A 23,777-nucleotide genomic window follows, 5' to 3' on the forward strand; every position below is an offset into this window, starting at 1 on the left:
TTAACTAAAGCAGGACCTTTATAAATGAAACCAGAGTAGACCTGAACCAGATCGGCACCTGCCATCATCTTCTCTTTTGCCGCAACATAAGAGTCAATACCACCCACCCCAATGATTGGTAGAGAATCACCAAGTAGTTCTTTAAGACGACGCACGACTTCAGTACTGCGAGTTTGGATAGGACGACCACTAAGCCCCCCCATCTCTTCCGCGTGTTTCATTCCTTCAACCATTGAGCGATCTAATGTTGTGTTCGTTGCAATCACACCATCAATTTTATATTTCATTAAAGACTCAGCAATTTGAGATAATTCATTATCATCTAAGTCAGGGGCAATCTTCAGAGCAACAGGAACGTATTTACCGTACTTTTCAGCCAACTCTGTTTGCTTTTCTTTTAATTGAGACAAAAGATCATCCAGTGCTTCACCGTATTGCAGCGTACGAAGTCCTGGAGTGTTTGGTGATGAGATATTAATCGCAATATAACCTGCGTATTGATATACCTTCTCCATACAAATTAGGTAGTCTTCCGTACCCTTTTCAATTGGTGTGTCTTTATTTTTACCAATGTTAATACCAATAACACCGTCGAATTTTGCTTTCTTTACGTTCTCAACTAAGTTATCAACACCAAGGTTATTAAAGCCCATACGATTGATAATACCTTCCGCTTCAATAAGGCGGAATAAACGTGGTTTGTCATTACCCGCTTGAGGACGAGGAGTTACCGTACCCACTTCAATGAAACCAAAACCCATTGCAGCAAATGCTTCAATACATTCACCGTTTTTATCAAGACCAGCCGCAAGGCCAACCGGGTTTTTAAATTGAATGCCCATCACTTCTACTGGTTTTGAAGCCAGTTTTTGACGGTAGAATAGATCGAGAGGAGTGCCTGTGAAACGCTTGAAGTTTTGAATTGCTAGGTCATGTGCTTTTTCAGCATCAAGTTTGAAAATGCCAGCTCTGGCGATGCGGTATAACATTGTAGCTCCAAAAAAAGTCCCGAATAAACGGGGAGTCATTATTCACTGATTTTATTAACAATTCAAACTTAATCGTACTTTATCCATCATTATTTATTACTACTTAAAAGCTCATGATTAGACAAATACATATATAACCAATTTAAATGATTAATAATATAGATAAGTGGGGGTATTCTCGGGGAAACAAAAAGAAGAAGTGAATAAATACCCACTTCCCCCTTCATTAAGCAAACGATTATCTGACTAAATTAATCAAGTAATCCGTTATTTATTGCCGTTCGATGTGCAGCTCAAATTTAGAAGCGTCAATTCTCTTAATGCCACAGAGAACTTAGCAAATTCATGAACAGAGCCCACCTTAAACTCATTCAAGATATTATCCCAGCGCCCTACTGATGCCGTGTTCTTCTCACACCACTCTTCAATTGCACTTTCAACAGAATCTGTATCTTTATATTCCACAAGTACTAATTGAGTCAGTTGACGTTGTTGCCAATCTAAATCTTCACGGAATGAAGCACGAGCCAGAGCTTGCCAATGATTATCAACACCTTGGTTATTAATTTGTTTTAAGAACCAATGCAGCGATAATTTATCACCAAGCACATAGTATAAACGTGCCGTAGTTGACACTGGTTGCTTAGTATCTACCGCGACTGCTGAGATATCCATTGCTGAGTACAAGCTGCTTAGACGCGCAAGTACATTACCGAGTTCACAAGGCACACCCATTTCTAGGTAATGATTTGCTTGCTCAATATGTTCAACCACTTCGTCATTCACTAAATAACTATCAAGGTTCACTTTGATGTCATCAACCGCAGGCTTATATTTCTCGATAAGCTGCTGAATCGTCATGTTTTGTGAGCCATTCCGTAGCAACCAACGAGTCACTCGACGAATCGTACGACGCATCGCAAATAAAGCGTCATATTGTGCTTCTGTTGTAGATATATTATCCAGATGACGGATCTCTTTAAATAAGTCACCAAATTCAAAAATAGCTCGAGTTGCCGAGTAAGCATTCGTAATATCAGTGACACTGTAACCCGTTTCTTCTTGCAGACGAGTGATGAAGTTACATCCCATCTCGTTAACCATCTGATTTGCTAAGCAAGTCGCGATAATCTCTGAACGCAGAGGATGGTTATCCATTTCTGCTTTATAGTTACGTTGTAACTCAGTTGGAAAATAGGTTGTCATTAGATCAGCATGATATGGGTTATTAGCGATCTCATCACAAGCTAACTGTTCTTTAAGCACCATTTTTCCGTAAGCCACAAGAACGGAAAGCTCTGGACGAGTTAATGCCTGCCCCATTTTTTCACGCTCAGTCAGCGTTTCGTCATCAGGAATAAATTCTAATCCACGATCTAACTGGCCTTGCTTCTCTAAGTGATGAATAAAACGGATCTGCTCTTTAACTAATGACGTACCTTGCTGCTCTGTCACCGAGATCGACTCAGCTTGGCAATAAGCATCATCAAGTACAATCTCGCCAACTTCGTCTTCCATTTTCTGTAGTAATACATTACGTTGCTTGTAAGTAAGATCACCATTCGCAACCAGACCATTTAACAAGATCTTAATATTAACTTCGTTATCTGAACAATCAACACCACCTACGTTATCAACGAAATCGGTATTAACTCGGCCACCTTTAAGACCATATTCAATACGACCCAATTGAGTCATACCTAGATTACCACCCTCACCAATCACTTTCGCATTTAGCTCTGAGCCATTGATACGTAAGGAATCATTAGCACGATCACCAACATCTGTATTAGTCTCTTTACTTGATTTAACGTAAGTGCCGATCCCGCCATTCCACAACAGATCAACGTTCATTTTCAAGATCATTTGAATTAAATCATTCGGCGCTAAAGACTGCTTGCGCGTTCCTAGCATCTTCTGAATTTCAGGAGAAAGATCAATCGATTTAGCACGGCGAGAGAAAATACCACCACCTTGAGAAATCAGATCTTTATTATAATCTTCCCAGCTAGAACGTGGCAATTCAAACAAGCGTGAACGCTCAGGCCATGTGATTTCAGCATTTGGATTCGGATCAATGAATATATGCATATGGTTGAATGCCGCTTGAAGACGGATATGCTTAGATAGCAGCATACCATTACCAAATACATCACCGGCCATGTCACCAACACCTGCAACCGTAAAGTCCGTGGTTTGGCAATCAATACCCATTTCACGGAAGTGACGTTTAACTGATTCCCACGCCCCTTTTGCAGTAATACCCATGGCTTTATGGTCGTAACCATTAGAGCCACCAGAAGCAAAAGCATCACCTAACCAAAAGTTGTACTCTTCTGATACTGAGTTAGCTAAATCAGAGAACGTTGCAGTCCCTTTATCTGCTGCAACAACCAAGTACGGATCATCATCATCATGACGAACTACATTGTGTGGTGGAACAACTTCACCTTCAATGATGTTATCTGATACATCTAATAGCGCTCGGATGAACTGTTTGTAACAACGCTGACCTTCGGCAAAAATATCATCACGCGTAGTGAAGTTATGCTGCTTCTTACAAACAAACCCGCCCTTTGCACCTACTGGAACAATAACGGTATTCTTAACTTGTTGTGCTTTTACTAAACCAAGTACTTCAGTACGGAAATCTTCTTGGCGATCTGACCAACGTAATCCACCACGAGCCACTTTACCACCTCGTAAATGCACACCTTCAATATCTGGTGCATAAACAAATATTTCAAAAACCGGCACAGGTGCTGGGATTTCAGGGATATTCGATGGTTGCAGTTTCAGAGATAGCCACGGCTTTGGTTGGCCATCTTCTGCGGTTTGATAGTAGTTAGTACGTAACGTAGCAACAATCATTTCAACATAACGACGAATGATACGATCATCATCCAAGCTTTCTACTTTATCTAAGCTTGCGTAAATCGCATCAAGTTGTTTTTTCTCTTTCTTCTCAGACCAACCAGCGGCAGGATCAAAGCGAAGTTCAAAGAGATTAACGAGGGATACCGCAAGTTTTGTGTGTGTCGATAAGGTATCTTCAATGTATTGTTGACTGAATGGGAAGCCCACTTGACGCATATAACGAGCATAAGCGCGTAAGATAGTGACTTCACGACCCGACAAACCCGCACCAAGTACTAAACGGTTAAAGCCATCACTCTCTAATTGACCACCCCAAATTTGAGCAAACGCTTCTTGAAAACGACAACGAGCTTGGCGTAAATCGACTTTTTCCGAACCATTATGGATCATTGAAAAATCTAAGATCCAATCAACCGAGCCATCACTCTTCTTAACCGTATAGGGTGACTCACCAATCACTCGTAAACCTAAGTTTTCAAGCATCGGCATTACATCTGATAAGTGAATAGGCTCATCACGATGGAATAATTTCAGTTTAACGTTCGCAGAGCCTTTTTTCTCTTCTTGTGGACGATAGAACAACATCCCCAATTTATTATCATCGCTCAACAACTCAAGAAGCTCGATATCCGCAACCGCAGATCCAGGAAGCGTTGCTTCTTTGTATGAACGAGGGAAAGCACGTTGGTATTTCTTCGCAATCGCAGTACCAGTACTCTCCCCTAAATTGGCCACAATCACATCACATAAGCGATCATCCCATGTAGACGCCGCTTCCATTAAATTATTTTCAATATCTTTCACATTAATGTCGCCGTTATTATTATCTACACGAATAATATAATGCGTTCTCGCTAAAGCACTTTCAGAGAAGAACGTTGTAAATTCAACTTCTTGATCAGAGCCAAAATAGTTTTTCAAAATACGTTGCGTTTGACGACGAAGCTCAGTGTTATAGCGCTCTTTAGTCACATACACCATACAAGAGAAGAAACGGCCAAATGGATCACGACGTACAAACAAGCGCAATAAATCGCGGTCCTGCATCTTAACGACACCCGTACCTACTTCAAGCATCTCTTCTTCAGTGGCTTGGAACAGTTCATCACGAGGATAAGTTTCAAAAAGATTGCTTAATGCTTTGTATGAATGAGAGCCTTTAATGTATTGGCTTGATTCTAAAATACGCTCGACTTTATTACTAAGTAGCGGAATGTTAGAAACACTTTGATTATAAGCAGTTGATGTATAAAGTCCCGTAAAGCGATGTTCACCAATCACTTTACCTTCTTTATTCAAGCGTTTAATACCAATGTAATCAGTATAAGCAGGACGATGAATTCGAGACTTTGTATTCGACTTTGTTAAGATCAACAAATCTGATTTCTTCGCTGCGGCACGTGCAGAAGATGGCATATCAGATAATTTAGTCGCATGAATACGAGAATCTAAAGAAAATAAACCTAACCCTATTTCTGCGGTTGGCGTTAACTCATGATCACCTTCAATGGCAACCAAGTCAAAATTCTTATAACCCATTAATGTGAAGTTATGATTTTGCAGCCAAGTTAAAAACTCAATGGCTTCATTCACCTGCTTTTTAGCAATCGGAGAGTCGTTATCTTGAAGCTCTTTAATGACATCTGATAGCTTATCTGACATCGGTTTCCATTCATTCACCACACGATGAATATCTTCTAAAACCAAAAGTAATTCAGCTTGAAGCGCTTTCATTTCAGAGAGATCATTTAAATGATCCACTTCAAAATGGAAAAGAGTTTGTTGCATTTTACCATCACTACTACAGATCGAAATAATCTCACTGTTCTCATCACGAGTAAAACAGTGTGGACCGTGCAGCATAAAGTGACTAGTCATATCAAGACGGGTAAGCGCCATCTTAACGGAATCAACTAAAAAAGGACTGTCTGGCGTAACAATTTCAACCACACTATGGGTTGACTGCCAGCCATCTTGACTTAATGTTGGGTTAAAAACACGAACTGAAATATCAGACAAGTTAACATCGGATAAATGATTCCAAAGACTGAGAGTTGCCCCGTACATATCTGATTCATTACGTTGCTGTAAATCATCATCATCAATGTTGGCAAATAAACGCTGAGCAAGTTGCGTTACTAAGGATTGTTGAGGCATTTCAAGCTTTTCAGCAATTAAAGCGTACACTTTCTCGAGTAGTACTGGAACGATAGGATCACGCGTCGTCATAAAGCGAATGCTCCGTTTCTTATGATTAGAATTATATAAGTGTAGCAGTTGATACTGCTTATTCGCCTCATATTGTAAGTATAATATGACAGAAACGTTATGACTTTTTTGCGTGCTAGAGTCTTTATAGTTAGAAATGTGATTAAGGTAGAGGTTTATCCTACTTGCTCAAGATTTATAAACCGATTATTTTGATCAACCGTTAAACGAAAGCGACCTTTCACTCCCAATTGCGTTAAAAATGCACGAAAACGTGAAGCAGGTAATTGCAGCTTCAATCCTTGCTCAGTCATTACCATAACAGTACTGGCAGCTCCTGAGTAATGACTAAGAAAAGCTTGATAGCTAACGTTAACTCGAAAATAATAAAAGGTATTCATGATCCGTAAGTAAATCTATTCAGTAATAAGAAAATAAAGTATAAAGAAAAAACAAAAAATGGTCAGCATAAAATACTGACCATTCTCTATTTATATTTACCTACTCAATAGGTAAGATCGTAACTGGATCGTACTTACGTAAGTGCTTTTGTTACTTTCTCAAATAGATCTTTTGCTAAGTTATCTAGATCAGCCAAACGTTGCAGTTGTGCTTTCATTAGATCTTGCCGAGCCGTTTCGTACTTATTGAACTTCAATAATGGATCAATTAAACGCGAAGCCACTTGTGGATTGCTCACATTAAGATCAAGTAAGATATCACCTAAGAATGCGTAACCTTCTCCTGATTTACTGTGGAAATTCACCGCATTATTTGCAGCAAATGACCCAATCAGACTACGAGTACGGTTTGGATTTTTTAAGCTAAACGCCTTATGATTCATTGTCTCTTTGATAGTAGACAAAGCATCAATACTTGGGTTTGAGCCTTGTAAAATGAACCATTTATCCATAACCAAACCATCATGCGACCATTTTTCACTGAAGTCATTCATTAAGGTTTGACGAATTGATAATTCAGCGGCATTCGCAGAAACCATCGCTGCCATCGTGTCAGTCATATTATCTGCACTGTCATACTGTGCTTTAACTAATGACTCACCAAGATCTGTTTTTGCTAAATAACTTAACGCGCAGTTACGTAACGATCGTTTACCGATCGCATCGTGATCCACTGAGTACTCACCCTGCTTCAAGCTGTGATAAATAGCAGAAAATTCATCTTTTAATTCTGACGCTAATGTTTGTTTAATAAAGCCAAGTGCCTTATCAATCGCATCGACATCAACCGTAGTAAACCAACCAGTGATCTCATTGTGATTAGGTAGCACAAACATTTCAGCAACAAAGGCTTGTTCAAGATCTGAATTTAATAACACACCACGGAAAGCATCAACAACCACTTCAGGTAAAACAAGTGCTTCATTATTTTGAACGTGACTAATGTTCGCACGGATGTAGTTTGCCAGTAACATCTGTCCTGCATCCCAACGAGCAAAATCGTTTTTCGCATGAACCATCAAGAAAATAAGCTCTTCATCAGTATATGAATAATCTAACTTAACGGGTGCAGAGAATTCTCGCAGTAAAGAAACAACTGGTTTTTCAACTACTTGTTCAAAAATAAACGTTTGTTCTGCTTCTGTTATATTCAATACATTGTTGATTTTACTATTGTTACAGCGTAACTGAATTACCGAACCATCTTGAGCATACAGCTCAATATCTAAAGGAATATGCAGTGGTAATTTCTCTGGCTGTTCTTCTGTTGCAGGCGTTTGTTGTTTCACCGTCAACGAGTACGTTTGTTTCGACTCATCATAGTCAGAAGTGACCGTTAATACCGGAGTACCTGATTGACTGTACCAACGACGGAACTGAGTCAGATCAACACCTGACGCATTTTCCATTGCTAACACGAAATATTCACAGGTTGCAGCCGTACCATCATGACGTTCAAAATAAAGTTTCATTCCTTTTTGGAAGTTCACTTCACCTAATAACGTATGCATCATGCGGATCACTTCACTGCCCTTTTCATATACAGTCAGCGTATAGAAGTTATTCATTTCTATTACTTTTTCTGGACGAATTGGGTGAGACATTGGACTCGCATCTTCTGCAAATTGTGGGCCACGCATAATACGAACATTGTTAATTCGATTTACAGATCGAGAACCTAAGTCCGATGAGAATTCTTGATCGCGGAAAACCGTTAACCCTTCTTTCAAGCTCAACTGAAACCAATCTCGACAAGTAACACGGTTACCTGTCCAGTTGTGGAAATATTCATGACCAATAACCGCTTCAATACCTAAGTAATCAGTATCTGTTGCCGTTTCTTGCTTTGCTAAAACAAACTTAGAGTTAAAGACGTTTAAGCCTTTGTTCTCCATTGCGCCCATGTTGAAAAAATCAACCGCAACAATCATATAGATATCAAGATCGTACTCTAGATAAAAGCGGTCTTCATCCCACTTCATCGAGTTAATTAGGGAGGTCATTGCATGAGGTGTACGATCTAAATTCCCTTGATCAACATAGATTTCAAGAGCAACATCACGACCTGACTTTGTTGTATAAGTATCTGTTAATACATCAAAATTACCCGCAACTAAGGCAAAAAGATAAGCCGGTTTAGGGAACGGGTCTTGCCAATGAACAAAGTGTTTTCCACCTTCAATATCACCATGAGCAATACGATTACCATTACTTAAAAGATGTGGGTAAGCCACTTTATTTGCAATAACTTTAGTCGTAAAGCGCGCTAAAACATCAGGGCGATCGAGATAATAAGTGATGCGACGGAAACCTTCCGCTTCACACTGAGTACAAAAACCATCGCCTGATTTATACAAACCTTCAAGTGCAGTGTTCTCTTGAGGATTAACTTCAGTCACCATCGTAAGAGTAAACTGACCGCTGACATTATGAACAGTTAACTGCGTGTCTGTCTGTGTGTAATCAATATGATCAACATCATCTATTTTCAACGACACTAATGTCATCCCTTCCCCTTCAAGAAGAAGATCGGTTGATTCTTTTAGTTGTTGTACTTTTGAGGTCGCTGAAATAAATGTTTTTGTATCATCAAGATCAAAAACTAAATCGATGTCTGAAATGGTAAATTCTGGAGACTGATAATCACTGCGAAATTTAGCCTGAGGTTGTTGGCTCATAATATGTCCTTATGATGTCTATCACTAAAAAATAGGGCTAGTGATAGTTACTATTTAACCCTCCTATTCTCGCATAAGACCTATTGAATTTGTTAATAAAAAGTTTATTAGGCTAATATTTCTATCCCGAGAGTCACATTACTCTCTAACTAATAAGGCATACATTCCAAATTGTTCATTTTTTATCTCAAGGAGATCCTCTTCAATATGAAACTTAGATTCTTGCTCTCCTCCTTCATAAAGTAAGACCAAGTCCGTCTTTTCAAAGTAATAGTAACCAATTTGTTGATTTATTTTTCCTGTCTCTGAGATCACCTCAAGAGTGAAAATAAAATCTGACCGTAACTTTAGATTCAGAGATTTCACATTGCTCGCCATGATATCTTCACCTGAAACTAATTGTGAATTCCACGACCCCGTTATTTTTTCAGGAACAACTTTAAAAAATTCCACTCCATTAAGGTAAAGACGATTATGGCTAACTTGGTAGTCATATACTTGTGATGCTTCTGACCCTCCTTCAAAACGAATGCTATCTTGAGAAATATCAAAGCTCCCTTTCCATTCTTCAGCTGTATTTGATTTTACCTCTATCATTTCGATTACAAATTCATGCTCAGAGTTTAGTGATATATGTAAAACATCATAATCATTTTCAATATTATCCGGTTTAAAAAAATACCAATCACCAATAAGAAAAGGATTTTCAAAATAAGTCAGAGATTTATTTTCTAACTCTATAGAAGCTGTCGAACCTAGTGAGGGGAATAAAATGAATGAGAAAAATAAGACTATTGATTTTACACTCATAGTAATACTCCGTTTCACAACAAATGAAAATACATCTTTAAGCTAATTCCAGTAATTATCTGTTCATTCTTATTCTTAAACGATTTCTCTACGTAACAAATAGATAATTAATGACATTCATATAATTAATACTAGATGAGTTCTAAGTAATTTGCTGTTTTCTAGGCAAAAAAAACAGAAATCCAAATGGATTTCTGTTTTTTATAAACTTTTTACTAGTTACTTTTGATTCATAACTGCTAAATCAATCGTAATTGATACCGCTTCATCAAGATAAGCATCTGGTACTTCATAATCTTTTGGAATATCATCAAGAGTCTTAAATTCTTCTTCTTTAAGAAGTTTTTGTCTCTCATTCACTCGAGTAAGACGACGAACATCAGCTTCATCACTTTCTTTCTCACGAATTTTTTTATTCAATGAAATTGAAGTGATGTCTTTATCTGCTTTATAGCGAGCAATGTCTTCTTGAATAAATCCGAACTCTTCATCCGTTTTAATTCGCTCAACATGCTTTTTCGCTAATGGTTCAATTGTATTTGCGATCTGATTAGTTTGAGCATAGTTCGCAGCCTTAATACTATCCCAAGGAAGCGCATTATCTTCAACACTTTCACCCGTTTCTTTTGGATCAATCGCGGTTGGGAATGCAATATCAGGAACAACGCCTAAATTTTGCGTACTACCACCATTAATTCGATAGAATTTCTGGATTGTGTATTGAACATGACCAAGCGGTTTATCAAAAAGATCATAAATATGATTTAATGAACGATGCTGTTGAACAGTACCTTTACCAAATGAATTTTCACCTAAGATCACGGCACGGCCATAATCTTGCATCGCTGCTGCAAAAATTTCAGATGCTGATGCACTGTACCGATTTACTAATACCGTCATAGGACCAGTATATGAAATCTCACCATCGGTATCAGCATTAACATTTACTCGTCCATAACTATCACGAACTTGAACAACAGGACCTGAAGTAATAAATAATCCAGATAATGCCGTTGCTTCTGTTAATGCACCTCCACCATTGTTACGTAAATCAACAATAATGCCGGTAATATCTTGTTTTTTTAGTTCATCAATCTGTTTTTTTGTGTCTTCAGCTAAGCCGACATAGAAACTAGGTACTTCTAATACACCCACTTTCTTACCATCTTGCTCAATGACTTCAGATTTAACGGCTCTGTCTTCTAAACGGATCTTATCTCGAACAATTGTGACAGTGTGACTTTTTGAATCTTTACCTTCTGGCAAGATATCAAGGTACACTTTTGTCCCTTTTGGTCCTTTGATAAGTTGAACAACGTCATCTAAACGCCATCCGATCACATCAACTATTTTTCCACCTTCTTGGCCGACACCGATAATTCGGTCGCCTTCAGAAAGTTCTTTACTCGTTAATGCAGGACCACCCGCAACTAAAGAGCGAATAACTGTATAATCATCCGTCGCTTGCAATACTGCACCAATACCTTCTAATGAAAGATTCATTTCAGATTGGAACTGTTCTGCATTACGAGGAGACAAATAACTAGTATGAGGATCAACTTCACGAGCAAAAGCATTAATGTAAAGTTGGAACGCATCTTCATTATGACTTTGAGTCAAACGCTTAAGCGCATTATTATAACGCTTGCCTAACATCTCTTGGATTTCAGGCCAATCTTTACCTGTCATAGACAAGTTCAGAGCATCAAATTTAACACGTTTACGCCACAGCTCATTTAACTCAGCTTCATCTTTTGGCCAAGCTGCTTCTGAGCGATCAAGTTCAAGAGATTCATCAATCGTATAATCGAACTCTTTATCTAGAAGAGATAGCGCATAAACATAGCGTTCAAAGCGACGTTTGAGTGATAAGTTATAGATGTCAAAAGCAGCTTGAGAATCACCAACTTTCAGTTGGTCATCTAACTTAGTAGATAATGGGGCGAATGAAGTCAGATCGGCTTGAGTAAATATATTACGATTATAATCAAGCATGTCTAAATATCGCTCATAAATGGCAACTGAAAAGTCATCATCTAATGAGAAATGCTTGTAATGAGAACGTGTAAAACGAGAAGTAACACGCTTACTAGCAGTGGCATGCTGCGTTTCTGCTGTTAATACTGGTAAGTCCGTTTCTGAATACTTGGTTTCGACAACCTTAGCTTCAAGTGCGTGTGCAGACGCTGCTAGCATTACGCCAGCAGCAATCAGCGAGACTCTAAATCGACAATTCATGCGTCGGGAGTGCTCCTTTATGAACGAAGATTCTCCGCTTTAACAACCATTTGTAGGCCGTTTGATAAGCGAATTCGTACATCATCCTTGTTAATTTCAACGATTGTCGCAGGCATATTACCTTTACCCATGTTCACGCTTACGTTGTTACCAACTGTAATTTCATTAGCGTTTAGAGCACGAGTTTCAACTGGTTCTTCTACTTTTTTAGCAGCAACTGGTTGAGGGCGACGCTTAGGTGGAGTAGCAGCACGAGCTGTTTTCTTAGCCTTTGCTTCTTCTCTTACTTTTTTAGCTTGCTCTTTACGACGAGCAGCAACTTTTGCTTTGCTCTCATCTAAAGTCGCTTTAGCGTGATCAATGTGTTCTTCTTCAAGCTCACCACAAGGGTTACCATCTAAATCAACGCGAGTTGCGCCCGGCTTAACACCGTGTAGGTAACGCCAAGAAGAGGTGTATTGACGCAAACCAGCACGTAGCTGAGTTTTACTTACTTTAGGATCGTCACTTAGACGTTCAGCTAAATCTTGGAAGATACCAATTTTAAGAGGTTTAGCTTCGCCTTCTAAAATAAAGCATTTCGGGAAACGCTCAGCAATGTATGCAATTACTTCTTTGCTGTTCGCTAATTTTTCAGAGTTTTCCATGTAGTTTCCTGATAGTACGGTTCAGCCCGTATTTAGGTGTATTTCTAGTAAATATATTCCGCTATTATAGATACTTAAGCGTGAAAAACCACTACTGAAAGAAAATTAAAGCCTCTTTTCTGCTTCTTTCATGAAATGAACCAGTCCTTTTTCATCAATTTCGCTAAATCGTGCAATATTTGGACTATCAATATCCAATACTCCTGCTAATTTTCCATTTCTATAAAATGGAATAACGATTTCAGAGTTACTGGCTGCATCACAGGCAATATGACCTGCGAATTGATGGACATCATCAATACGTTGAACCGTGTTTGTCGAAAAAGCAGTGCCACACACACCCTTTCCTATGGTAATTCGAATACAAGCAGGATTGCCTTGAAACGGACCTAATACTAATTCATTTTCTTTAAATAGGTAAAATCCGACCCAATTAATGTCGTTTAGTTCCATATTTAATAATGCACTAAGGTTTGCTAAATTTGCAATTAGATCAGTTTCGTCTTCAATTAGGGCAATCGCTTGTTGCGTTAGTCGCTCGTAATGTTTTAATTCCATTTATCATTTCCCTGTATTCACTTGTGACTCTATATATACTGAGTACAATGCCTTCGATAAGATCAAAATAGGAATCATTCTCACCATGAACAGTGTAACATCCTCTAGAATTAACTGGAATTGGTTATTAAGGCAAGCAAAAACCTATAAAAAACGGTTAATTGCTGCAAATTTCATCGCTATTATAGCTACACTAATCAATGTCCCTATTCCACTACTGATGCCATTAATGGTTGATGAAGTACTTTTGAACAAGCCAGCAACAGGGGTTGAACTATTAAACTCATTATTGCCTGCGGCTTGGCAAGGTCCTCTAGGCTATATCTTGCTTGTTCTCGTTCTCGTCATCTTAATGCGTATTATCAGTCAAATTCTGAATATTTTTCAAGGAAGACAATTTAGCTTAGTCTCCAAAACCATTACCTATCAGATCCGTCTGCAATTATTGGACAAACTGAGCCGTATTAGCATGAAGGAGTACGAATCTCGCGGCAGTGGCGGAATAAACTCTCATATCATTACAGACATAGATACGATTGATAAGTTCCTCGGTCCCACACTAAGTCGCTTTATTATCTCTTTTTTAACCGTCATAGGAACCGCAGGGGTGCTTCTATGGATAAATTGGCAACTTGGCCTATTTATTCTTCTTGTGAATCCTATTGTTATCTATTTTTCACGAAAGCTTGGTAACCGAGTCAAAGATCTTAAACGTAACGAAAACCAATCTTATGAGCACTTTCAAACACGCTTAATTGAAACCTTAGACGGTATTTATCAATTACGAGCATCTAATCGTGAGCGCGTTTTTTTAAATCAATTAAAAACCCAAGCCGATGACATAAGACACAATGCCTACCAATTTTCTTGGCAATCAGAGGCCGCAGGACGTCTCTCTTTCCTTTTATTCTTACTTGGCTTTGAGTTGTTTCGTGCCGCTGCAATGATCATGGTATTGCTGAGTGATTTAAGTATTGGCCAAATGTTTGCCATCTTTAGCTACCTTTGGGTGATGTTATCTCCTATTCAAGAATTACTGAGCATTCAATTTTCATGGTATGGCGCGTCTGCTGCATTAAAACGCATAAACACCTTATTACACATCGACGAAGAGCCTAAAATTACCTCAAGCATCAATCCATTTGCAGAGAACAGGCCTACTGAAATACAAATTAACAATATTAATTTTAGCTATAATGATGAATGCCAAGTATTGAATAACCTCTCTTTAACGATTAACGCCGGTGAGAAAGTGGCACTTGTTGGTGCCAGTGGCGGCGGAAAATCGACTCTTATTCAACTATTATTAGGCCTATATCAACCCAGCGATGGAGATATCCTGTATAACGGTCACAATACAAAAGAGATTGGATTTGAAAATATTCGTAATCAAATCTCTGTTGTATTACAACAACCTATACTATTTAACGATACATTAAGGCATAATCTGACGTTAGGTTCAGACTATTCTGATGATTTATTGTGGAATGCACTTGATGTTGCTCAATTACAGGACGTGGTTATTCAATTAACTGATGGCCTAGAGACTCAAATTGGCCGCCAAGGGGTAAAACTATCAGGCGGACAACGTCAGCGTTTAGCTATCGCAAGAATGGTATTAACTGACCCTAAATTTGTTATTTTAGACGAAGCGACCTCTGCTTTAGATACCGCGACAGAAGCGGCGTTACATAAGGCATTAAGTGAATTCTTAGTTGGACGCACAACCTTAATTGTTGCTCACCGATTAAGCGCGGTAAAACAAGCCGATACCATTTATGTATTAGATGATGGTAAAGTGTCTCAATCAGGCACTCACCACGAACTAGTTACCCTGCAAGGACTGTATCAAACGTTATATGGATCAATTCAAAGTTAATCAATGGGACACCAACTGTGGAAGACGCTAAATTCCGTCGCTGCCACGGTTGCGATCTCGTTGTTAAAGTAACAAAGGTAGATAAAAAGCAGAATGCACACTGCCCTCGCTGCAATACACAATTGTATCGTGGTAACCGAATTTCACTAAACAGTGATTTAGCTATCGCGATTGCTGCGTTGCTACTATTTATACCTTCGCACTTTTTTCCGATGGTCACCATTCAATTATTTGGTGTAATGATCCCGGCTACGCTTCCTTCTGGCACCATCACCTTAATGGGTGAAGGATTTCCAATGCTTGGCTTATTGATCTTATTTTGTAGTTCGATTGTCCCTTTTCTTGTTTGTGGCTCGGTAGTAACGGCACATTTAGCTCTCAGGCTAAAGTGGTTTACTCTATTTAGAACCAGTATTTCAACGGTCCAGCATTTAAAAGACTGGATGATGTTAGATGTTTTTCTCGTTAGCTTAGCTATCGCCTGCTTTAAAATACAAGATCACGCAGACGTTTTTATTGGCTCAGGCTTATATGGTTTAATTCTTCTGCAATTTGTAACCTCATTACTGTTAACTCATGTCAGTGCAAGACGCTACTGGCGCGCATGGCAAAGAAAACATCAACAGCACATTGAAGCACCGATCAGCATACCTGAGAATTCGGTTCATTGTGAGCATTGCCATTTTACTCAACAAAAAGGCAGTCACTGTATACGTTGCCACCGAGCTATACACTTTAGAAAACCAAAATCCATTCAAAAAACATGGACCTATTTACTTACTGCTGCCATTTTCATTATTCCGGCTAATATCCTCTCTATCTCTATTCTATTAACCAATGGAAAGCGATTAGAAGACACGATATTTTCTGGGGTTGCAGGGTTAATAAAAACCGATATGTACGGCATTGCCATTATCATCTTTGTCGCAAGTATCGTTGTACCTGTCGCTAAAATTCTTGGCCTCGGCTATTTATTGCTGTGTGTTCAATTTAAGCGAACTGTTTTTCATCGCCAAAGAATGTCGATATATATTGCAGTAAAATGGATCGGTAAATGGTCAGTAATGGATTTGTTTGTTATTTCTATTATGATGACATTAATCGATCGTGGACAAATTTTAGATTTCACTCCCGGCCTGGGTGCCGTTGCTTTTGGTTTAGTTGTGGTATTCACCATGCTAGCCGCCGAAAGTTTTGATTCTCGTTTAATTTGGGATAATTATGAGCGACACAAAGAATCTTGATTCAGCTATTGAACAAGTAAACATCAAAAACGAACGAGGAATATCCCCACTGTGGATACTTCCTCTTCTAGCCTTATGCCTTGGTGGCTGGTTGGTCTATTCTGCTTTTATAGAGGCAGGTCAACGTGTTCAGATCTATTTTGAAGATGCACAAGGGCTAATTGCCGGCCGAACGACTGTTCGTTATCAAGGTCTTGAGGTAGGCATGGTGAAAAACATCACTTTGTCTGACGATCTCTCTAACATTTATGTTGATGCAGATATCTATCCAGAAGCATCTAGCCTTCTCAAAGAAAATACCCAATTTTGGCTTGTTAAACCTCAAGCCTCTTTAACCGGGATCTCAGGATTAGATGCGCTAGTCTCTGGTAATTACATTGCTATTTTACCGGGTACTGGCGAAGTAAAAACCACATTTACTGCATTAGCAAATTCTCCAGCTATTCAGCCAGACTCTACTGGTTTAAGTGTGACTCTTCGATCTAAAGATTTAGGGTCAATTTCTGTTGGTTCAAAAATCTATTACAAGAAAATCCCAATTGGCGAAGTGTATAATTTCAAACTAGACCAAAAAACCGACAACGTCCGAATTAAAGCGCTTATTCAAGAAGATTACGTTCATTTAATCACCTCTAAAAGTCGTTTTTGGAATGCCAGTGGCATTGGCGCAAGTATTGGTTTTAATGGTGTTGATGTACAATTTGAAAGCCTATCCGCTCTTATTGGCGGTGCGATCGCCGTTGACTCACCAGACGATGGTACAGAAATTGAGAATGGCAAAGAGTTCCGCCTTTATTCCAATATTAAAACTGCAGGTCGTGGTATCCCGATTAAAATCACCTTACCTGATAACAACCAAGTTAGCCCAAACGGTTCAGCTATTATGTACCGAGGTCTTGAAATTGGACAAATTAATAGCTTAAAACTGTCTGATGATAAAAAAGACATCATTGCTTCAGCAACCATCGAGCCTTCTTTTACTGATTACTTGAATGATGGATCTCGCTTTGTTCTTGAAGAAGCGAAATTAGGCCTCTCTGGCGTTGAAAATATCGGCAACCTTGTTCGTGGTAATTTCCTGACCTTAATACCAGGCCAAGGTGAGAAATCACGAGCATTTACTGCGATTAGAAAACCAGAGTTAATCAAACAAGATGCAAAAGCCCTAACCTTCTCATTATATGCTGATCGCTCTTTTGGATTAACACCAGACACCACGATCTTATATAAAGGCATTAAAGTGGGTGCTGTTACTCACGTAGCCTTAGTTAATGACCGAGTTAAATTCGATGCTATGGTTTTTGAGAAGTACAAACACCTGATTAAATCAAACAATAAATTTTTTGTTTCTGGCAGTGTTTCTGCGGAGTTAACCGACTCTGGGGTTAACATCGATATCCCACCAACTCAAGCGCTGATCTCTGGTTCAATTAGTTTCACCAGTGAAGGCAAAGGCTATAAACAAAAGAGTTATACCTTATTTAAAAACAGTTCTCTTGCGGAATTGGCAGAGTTTAAAACAGAGAAAAGTACAGAGCTCACCTTATTTAGCCCAGAGTTACCGCCAATTACTAAGAATAGCCCTATCTTATATCGCAATCTTGTTGTGGGTAAAATTACCGATTTCAGTTTAGGTAATGATGGTGTGAACATCAAAGTGAATATTGAAAAGCAATACGCACACTTAATCCAAGACGATACCGTATTTTGGAATTACTCTGGCGTTAGTGTTGAGGCAAGTTTAAGTGGTGTGAATATTCAAGCAGCCCCTCTTATGTCGATGATCCGCGGTGGTATTGGCTTTGATAACATGCAAGGTGTTGAAAACAAACTAGGCAAAAAATGGAAACTTTATTCAAACCTATCTGAAGCGCAAGAGTTTGGTAAAATTATTGCCTTTACAGCAAAAGACAGTAACTCCATTTCAAAAGGAACCTTAATTAAATATAAAGGGGTTTCTGTTGGTGAAATTAGCAAAATCACGCCAAACTTTAAGCAAGGTAATGTTTATGTTCAAGCCCGTATTTACCCTGATTATGTTGAGCAAATTGCTATTTCTGGTAGTCACTTCTGGGTGGTTAAACCAAGTATTAGCCTTTCAGGTGCAGAAAACTTAGATACTCTACTTGGTAGTTACATTCAGGTAACTCCGGGGGCTGGTAAAACGAAAACTCAATTTAGTTTAACAGACCAACCTCAAGGTAATGAGTTAATCTCCTATACTTTAGAGTCAATTACCCGTGGCTCAGTAAAAGTTGGCACTCCTATTTTGTTTAGAGAGATTGAAGTCGGCGAAGTAACCGATGTTAAATTGGGTGATTTATCTGATCGCGTTATTTTCACTATCGGTATTAATCCTAATTTTGGTTACCTTGTTCGTGATAATACCGTCTTCTGGAATGTGTCTGGCGTAAATATGTCGATTGGCTTAAGTGGTGCAAAAGTACAAGCCGGTACCGTTGATAGTATCTTACGTGGTGGTATCGCCTTCTCTACCCCTGATAATGAAGCACTGCAACCTAAGGCAAAGGCAAACAAATCTTATCTATTGTATAAATCAGCAGAAGAAGATTGGCCTTTGTGGAATGCAGCGATACCGAACCGAACCCAAACAAATAGCAAGACAGCAATAAAATAGGTAAATTTAGGCAGCCAAACGTATCTTGGCTGCCTTTTCTAATTTAGCCTCTTAATTTTCCTCAATATTTAGAATCCATTTAGACAATAACTCGATTTGCGTTTACACTCCCTGCCATAACATCATCCTAAGAGATTCATCCGTGCACGATAATATTTTTCTACCTGAAGCCTTCTTAACGCAAGTGCAAGAAACCATGCCTTCCCACCTTTCAATGGAAGACTTTGTTGCTGCTTGTAAACGCCCTTTACGCCGTAGCATTCGTGTAAATACATTAAAAAACAGTGTAGAAGAGTTTAAACAACGTGCCGATGAAAAGCAGTGGCAACTTGAACCTGTGCCATGGTGCGATACCGGATTTTGGATCACAAGACCAGAAACTGACACTGTAAAATTAGGCAGTACGGCTGAACACATGTCAGGGCTATTCTATATTCAAGAAGCCAGCTCTATGATGCCAGTAACAGCCTTATTAAAAGACAATGACAACATTGAAATGGCATTAGACATGGCCTCTGCTCCAGGGTCTAAAACTACACAACTTGCTGCTGGCATGAAAAATCAAGGGGCATTAGTTGCCAATGAATTTTCATCAAGCCGAGTAAAAATACTGTGCTCTAATGTGCAGCGCTGTGGCGTTAGTAATGTTGCACTTACCCATTTCGATGGTCGAGTATTCGGCGGTTGGTTACCTGAAACCTTCGATTCTATTTTATTGGATGCGCCTTGTTCTGGTGAAGGAACCATTCGTAAAGATCCGGATGCCATGCATAACTGGAGCCTTGAATCAGTCATTGAAATTGGTGATACTCAACGCGATCTAATCGAAAGTGCTTTTCATGCGCTTAAACCAGGTGGCGTGATGGTTTATTCAACTTGTACGTTAAATCATCAAGAAAATCAGAATATCTGTCATCATCTAGTAGAACAATTTGGTGACGCCGTCACGTTTGAGCCATTAGGTGATCTCTTTGAGAATGCAGAAAAAGCCTTAACCAAAGAAGGCTTCTTACACATCTACCCACAGATCTTTGATAGCGAAGGCTTCTTTGTTGCCAAAATCCGTAAAAATTCAGCAACAGTACCTCCTGAAGTTAAAAAACGCTTAGGTAAATTCCCCTTTGCTGCTGCCTCAAATAAAGAAGCAACAGACATCGAAGCCGAATTAAAAGCCACCTTACAACTCTCAATTCCAGAAGCGAACGAGTTATGGATAAGAGATAAAGAAGTATGGGCTTTCCCTAAACGTATGAAACCTTTAATTGGTGAAATGCGTTACCACCGCATTGGGTTCAAGCTTGCGGAAACTCATAAAAAAGGGTATCGCTGGCAACACGAAGCAATCATGGCATTGGCTGATGCAAACAACCCTACTGCGAGTGAGTTAACCATTGAACAAGCGCGTGAATGGTACATGGGTCGTGATGTACGTCCTGAAATCGTAGGCAAAGGCGAAACCATTGTAACTTATTGTGGCGCTGTTATTGGCCTTGGCAAATGGGTCGGAAATCGAATTAAAAATGGACTACCGAGAGAGTTAGTTCGTGACGGTAACTTATTCTAGCTAACGAACTACATCCATCGTACAGTTAAAGGGATAGATATAAATAACCGTAAATAAAACGCATTAAAAAGGCCAACTATAATAGTTGGCCTTTTTTATTTCAAAAAGCGATTATGCACGACTCATGAACTTGTGTTCAGTTGTGTTAATTTTCACTTTCTCACCGTTAGCGATGTATTCTGGAACTTGTACCGTTAAGCCAGTTGTCATTGTTGCAGGTTTAGTACGAGCACTTGCAGAAGCACCTTTAATTGAAGGCGCAGTATCAACGATAACTAAATCTACAGCTGAAGGTAATTCAATCGCAACTGGAGCACCGTCAACGATAAGAATTTGAAGACCTTGTGTCTCTTCAGAGATGAAAAGTAACTCTTCTTCAATAGCTTCTTTGTTAAAGTTGTATGGTGTGTAGTCTTCTGCATCCATGAACACATACTCATTACCATCAACATAAGAGAACGTAGCACTACGACGGCTAAAATCAGCTAAAGTAATAATATCATCTGATTTAAAACTCTCATCTGCTTTTGAACCAGTAGCTACATCATACATACGCATACGAAATAATGTTGCGCCAGCACGACCACTTGGTGTTAGCTTGCTGATTTCTTTAACGAAAAATACTTTACCGTTGTGTTCAATTGCTGAACCTTTTTTAATGTCACTTGCCTTTGGCATGATAAAAAATCCATAAATAATTGGTATGTGAAAAATACCATGAACTTTTTATATCTCCAATAATTATGTGCTTGAAAATTGCTATTTATCGGCTATTTATTGGGCACTTGATTCAATTATTGCTTCTTTTCGACCTTGCAGCCAAGATCTCAACATAGTAACCGCAGTATAAAGAACCACAAAAGAAACTAGCCATGAAAGCATCTCTACATCTAGTGACTTCACAATAAATGCAGCGATAAATACCCCAATAGAGCCAGTTACCACCACCACTAATGCCGCTCTTGAGTTTAATGCTTCTTTTTGGATAAAGTTACCTGATGAGAAAAAGCATAAAAATGCACAGGAACACATCATGATAGGAAATGCCGCTAATGGATTCATCCCTAATAAGTAAATCATGGTCATACAAGGTGCATATAAACCAATTCCGACCGTCATTAATGCACCAAAAATAAAGTTACCTATAATCGCAATAACCAATTTTTCACCAGACAGACCCAATGCATCACCACCGAGCGGAAACAGATGAAACTGACCTGCAAACATCAGCATAGCAACAACAAACAGCGCGCCCGTCATAATTAAACGGATCAACTGACGATCAAAGTTGGAAACTAACCGTGCCCCGATTGTCGCACCAACGCAAGCAGCAACAATTAAACTCAATAACGTGGTTAAATCGACATTAACGGCAGTTAAAAATATTAACGCTTGAAATACCGTTGCCATCGTTGCTTGAGCATTCATGGTGCCAGGTAAGTCTTTATCATCAAGAAGTTTAAATTGCTTATATCCCGCCGTTTTTATGGCAAAACTGCCCACACCTAAAGTGTCACAAAAATTGGCAAATCCACCAATAAGCCCAATGGCAATAATATTAGTGTGCTTTTCTGACTCTTTTTTACGACGCCATAATGAGATCAGCATATAAAGAAAAAGCAAGCCCCCGGAAATCAGGCTTGCTTGTAATAAATGTAGAATAGTCATAATAATTCACAAGTACCAATAAAAAACGCATGGTAAATTAATTGTAGCCCCACTTCCAGTGAGTTAACTGATCATTACTTGTTTTAAATCATCTATAACTTAAATTATTTACTTAAATAACCCTTACTCCGCAACAGAGAACCCATTCCGACCCGCACTTTTACTTTTATACATTTCTAGATCGACTTCATGGTATAGATCATCAATATTAGACGATCGACAAAACTTCGCTCCTATGCTCACTGTAATTGATATTTCTTTACCATCTAAAACCATTGTTTTATCACTAATTGCTTTACAAATATTCTGGCATACCTGAGTGAGTTCCGTTTTATCTGTCACCGTCGTTAAAATACTGAACTCATCGCCTCCCATTCGTGCAAGCATATCCTTAGAACCAATTACGGAACAGACTTTACTAACGACATAGTTTAATGCCTGATCACCCACAAAGTGACCATAAGTATCATTAATCAATTTGAATTTATCCACATCAATAGTGATTAAACTAAAACGTATCTTTTGCTCAATAAGCGCATCAAAGTGATTACACAATGCGTATCTATTGTAGACGTCGGTTAATGTGTCATGCTCAACCAAGTATTGTAACTCTTTGGTTCTAAGTGCTAATTTGTATCTCAACGCGTCTTTAGAATGAAGGCTAAAACGAACAATACAAGCAATTAAAATCGAGATAAAAATACCGCAGATTAAAGTAATTATCGCGTTTGATGTAATACTGAAAGTACGTAATGCATTTTTTTTATACTTAATTTCCCAGGGACGACCATAAATATCGATATGCTGACTGACCACAGTCTCTTCTTGTTGATCTAACCACGTTTTGCTTTGATATAAAATTGGGTCATCACCACCAGAAGGGCCATGATCAAATACCTTAATGCTATAACCACGTGACTTTATCGCGTCTAACTTTAAATGTTTTTCAAAAAATGCATCTATTCTAATTGCAGACATAAAAAAACCTAGCATTTCACTCTTACCCTGATTAAAAACAGGGTAATACATTAGCAATGCATTTTGTTTTTCTTGTCGCTCAGTATTACTGACTTCCTTATTGTATGTGTCTTGCAATAGAAATACACGATCACTTAAATATGGTTGCTGAGTCGCTTCCATTTTCTGCACAATATTTTTAACACGGGTACTGATAGAATAAAAACCAAGAATAGAAATATTTTCTTTTGTGATTGGGTACACCTGGGACACAACATAGAGAGGTATTTTTCGCTCTAACAACGTTGAAAAACGCTGTACCTTTTCTTTACGAAAATTAAAATCCGTAAAGCTTAGATAG

General features: G+C 38.7%; 15 protein-coding genes. 4 read left to right on the forward strand and 11 right to left on the reverse strand.

Annotated features, from left to right (window positions below):
- From pyrD to Q1K78_RS14285, 8 genes are all read right to left on the reverse strand, one after another.
- Nucleotides 1-989, reverse strand: a 989-nt coding sequence (pyrD, locus tag Q1K78_RS14250) for a quinone-dependent dihydroorotate dehydrogenase (protein ID WP_300180168.1), incomplete at its 3' end; no start/stop codon positions are given.
- Between the two features lie 267 nt (nt 990-1,256).
- A complete protein-coding gene (locus tag Q1K78_RS14255) occupies nt 1,257-6,095 on the reverse strand; it encodes an NAD-glutamate dehydrogenase (RefSeq protein ID WP_300180171.1) in 4,839 nt (1,612 codons plus the stop codon).
- A 155-nt stretch (nt 6,096-6,250) separates the two neighbouring features.
- Complete coding sequence (locus tag Q1K78_RS14260) at nt 6,251-6,475, reverse strand: DUF2835 domain-containing protein (RefSeq protein WP_300180174.1); 225 nt, start codon at nt 6,473-6,475, stop codon at nt 6,251-6,253.
- A 134-nt stretch (nt 6,476-6,609) separates the two neighbouring features.
- The gene (gene pepN, locus Q1K78_RS14265; RefSeq protein ID WP_300180177.1) at nt 6,610-9,213 is read right to left on the reverse strand and encodes an aminopeptidase N; all 2,604 of its coding nucleotides are present in this window, start codon (nt 9,211-9,213) and stop codon (nt 6,610-6,612) included.
- A gap of 138 nt (nt 9,214-9,351) precedes the next feature.
- Nucleotides 9,352-10,023, reverse strand: a complete 672-nt coding sequence (locus Q1K78_RS14270) for a hypothetical protein (protein ID WP_300180180.1) — start codon at nt 10,021-10,023, stop codon at nt 9,352-9,354.
- A gap of 219 nt (nt 10,024-10,242) precedes the next feature.
- Nucleotides 10,243-12,261, reverse strand: a complete 2,019-nt coding sequence (gene prc, locus Q1K78_RS14275; RefSeq protein WP_300180183.1) for a carboxy terminal-processing peptidase — start codon at nt 12,259-12,261, stop codon at nt 10,243-10,245.
- A gap of 17 nt (nt 12,262-12,278) precedes the next feature.
- On the reverse strand, nt 12,279-12,908 hold the full coding sequence (gene proQ / locus Q1K78_RS14280; RefSeq protein ID WP_300180186.1) for an RNA chaperone ProQ: 630 nt from the start codon (nt 12,906-12,908) through the stop codon (nt 12,279-12,281).
- 105 nt (nt 12,909-13,013) lie between these two features.
- Nucleotides 13,014-13,466: a GAF domain-containing protein gene (locus Q1K78_RS14285; protein WP_300180189.1), complete on the reverse strand. Its 453-nt coding sequence runs from the start codon at nt 13,464-13,466 to the stop codon at nt 13,014-13,016.
- An 85-nt stretch (nt 13,467-13,551) separates the two neighbouring features.
- On the opposite strand from Q1K78_RS14285, the gene Q1K78_RS14290 reads away from it, so the two are divergent.
- From Q1K78_RS14290 to rsmF, 4 genes are all read left to right on the forward strand, one after another.
- On the forward strand, nt 13,552-15,345 hold the full coding sequence (locus Q1K78_RS14290) for an ABC transporter ATP-binding protein (protein ID WP_300180192.1): 1,794 nt from the start codon (nt 13,552-13,554) through the stop codon (nt 15,343-15,345).
- Nucleotides 15,346-15,362: 17 nt separating this feature from the next.
- On the forward strand, nt 15,363-16,589 hold the full coding sequence (locus tag Q1K78_RS14295) for a paraquat-inducible protein A (protein ID WP_300180195.1): 1,227 nt from the start codon (nt 15,363-15,365) through the stop codon (nt 16,587-16,589).
- Complete coding sequence (locus Q1K78_RS14300) at nt 16,567-19,227, forward strand: MlaD family protein (protein ID WP_300180198.1); 2,661 nt, start codon at nt 16,567-16,569, stop codon at nt 19,225-19,227. The genes Q1K78_RS14295 and Q1K78_RS14300 overlap by 23 nt, the downstream gene beginning before the upstream one ends.
- Before the next feature lie 142 nt (nt 19,228-19,369).
- A complete protein-coding gene (gene rsmF, locus Q1K78_RS14305) occupies nt 19,370-20,791 on the forward strand; it encodes a 16S rRNA (cytosine(1407)-C(5))-methyltransferase RsmF (protein ID WP_300180201.1) in 1,422 nt (473 codons plus the stop codon).
- Between the two features lie 111 nt (nt 20,792-20,902).
- Here the strand turns inward: rsmF and yeiP are convergent, their stop codons facing one another.
- From yeiP to Q1K78_RS14320, 3 genes are all read right to left on the reverse strand, one after another.
- Nucleotides 20,903-21,469, reverse strand: coding sequence for an elongation factor P-like protein YeiP (yeiP, locus tag Q1K78_RS14310; RefSeq protein WP_300180204.1), 567 nt, complete (start codon nt 21,467-21,469; stop codon nt 20,903-20,905).
- 96 nt (nt 21,470-21,565) lie between these two features.
- A complete protein-coding gene (locus tag Q1K78_RS14315; protein ID WP_300180207.1) occupies nt 21,566-22,459 on the reverse strand; it encodes a sulfite exporter TauE/SafE family protein in 894 nt (297 codons plus the stop codon).
- A gap of 123 nt (nt 22,460-22,582) precedes the next feature.
- Nucleotides 22,583-23,777, reverse strand: a 1,195-nt coding sequence (locus Q1K78_RS14320) for a sensor domain-containing diguanylate cyclase (RefSeq protein WP_300180210.1), incomplete at its 5' end; no start/stop codon positions are given.

Source organism: uncultured Aliivibrio sp., from assembly GCF_946479765.1.
Classification (GTDB): Bacteria; Pseudomonadota; Gammaproteobacteria; order Enterobacterales; family Vibrionaceae; genus Aliivibrio.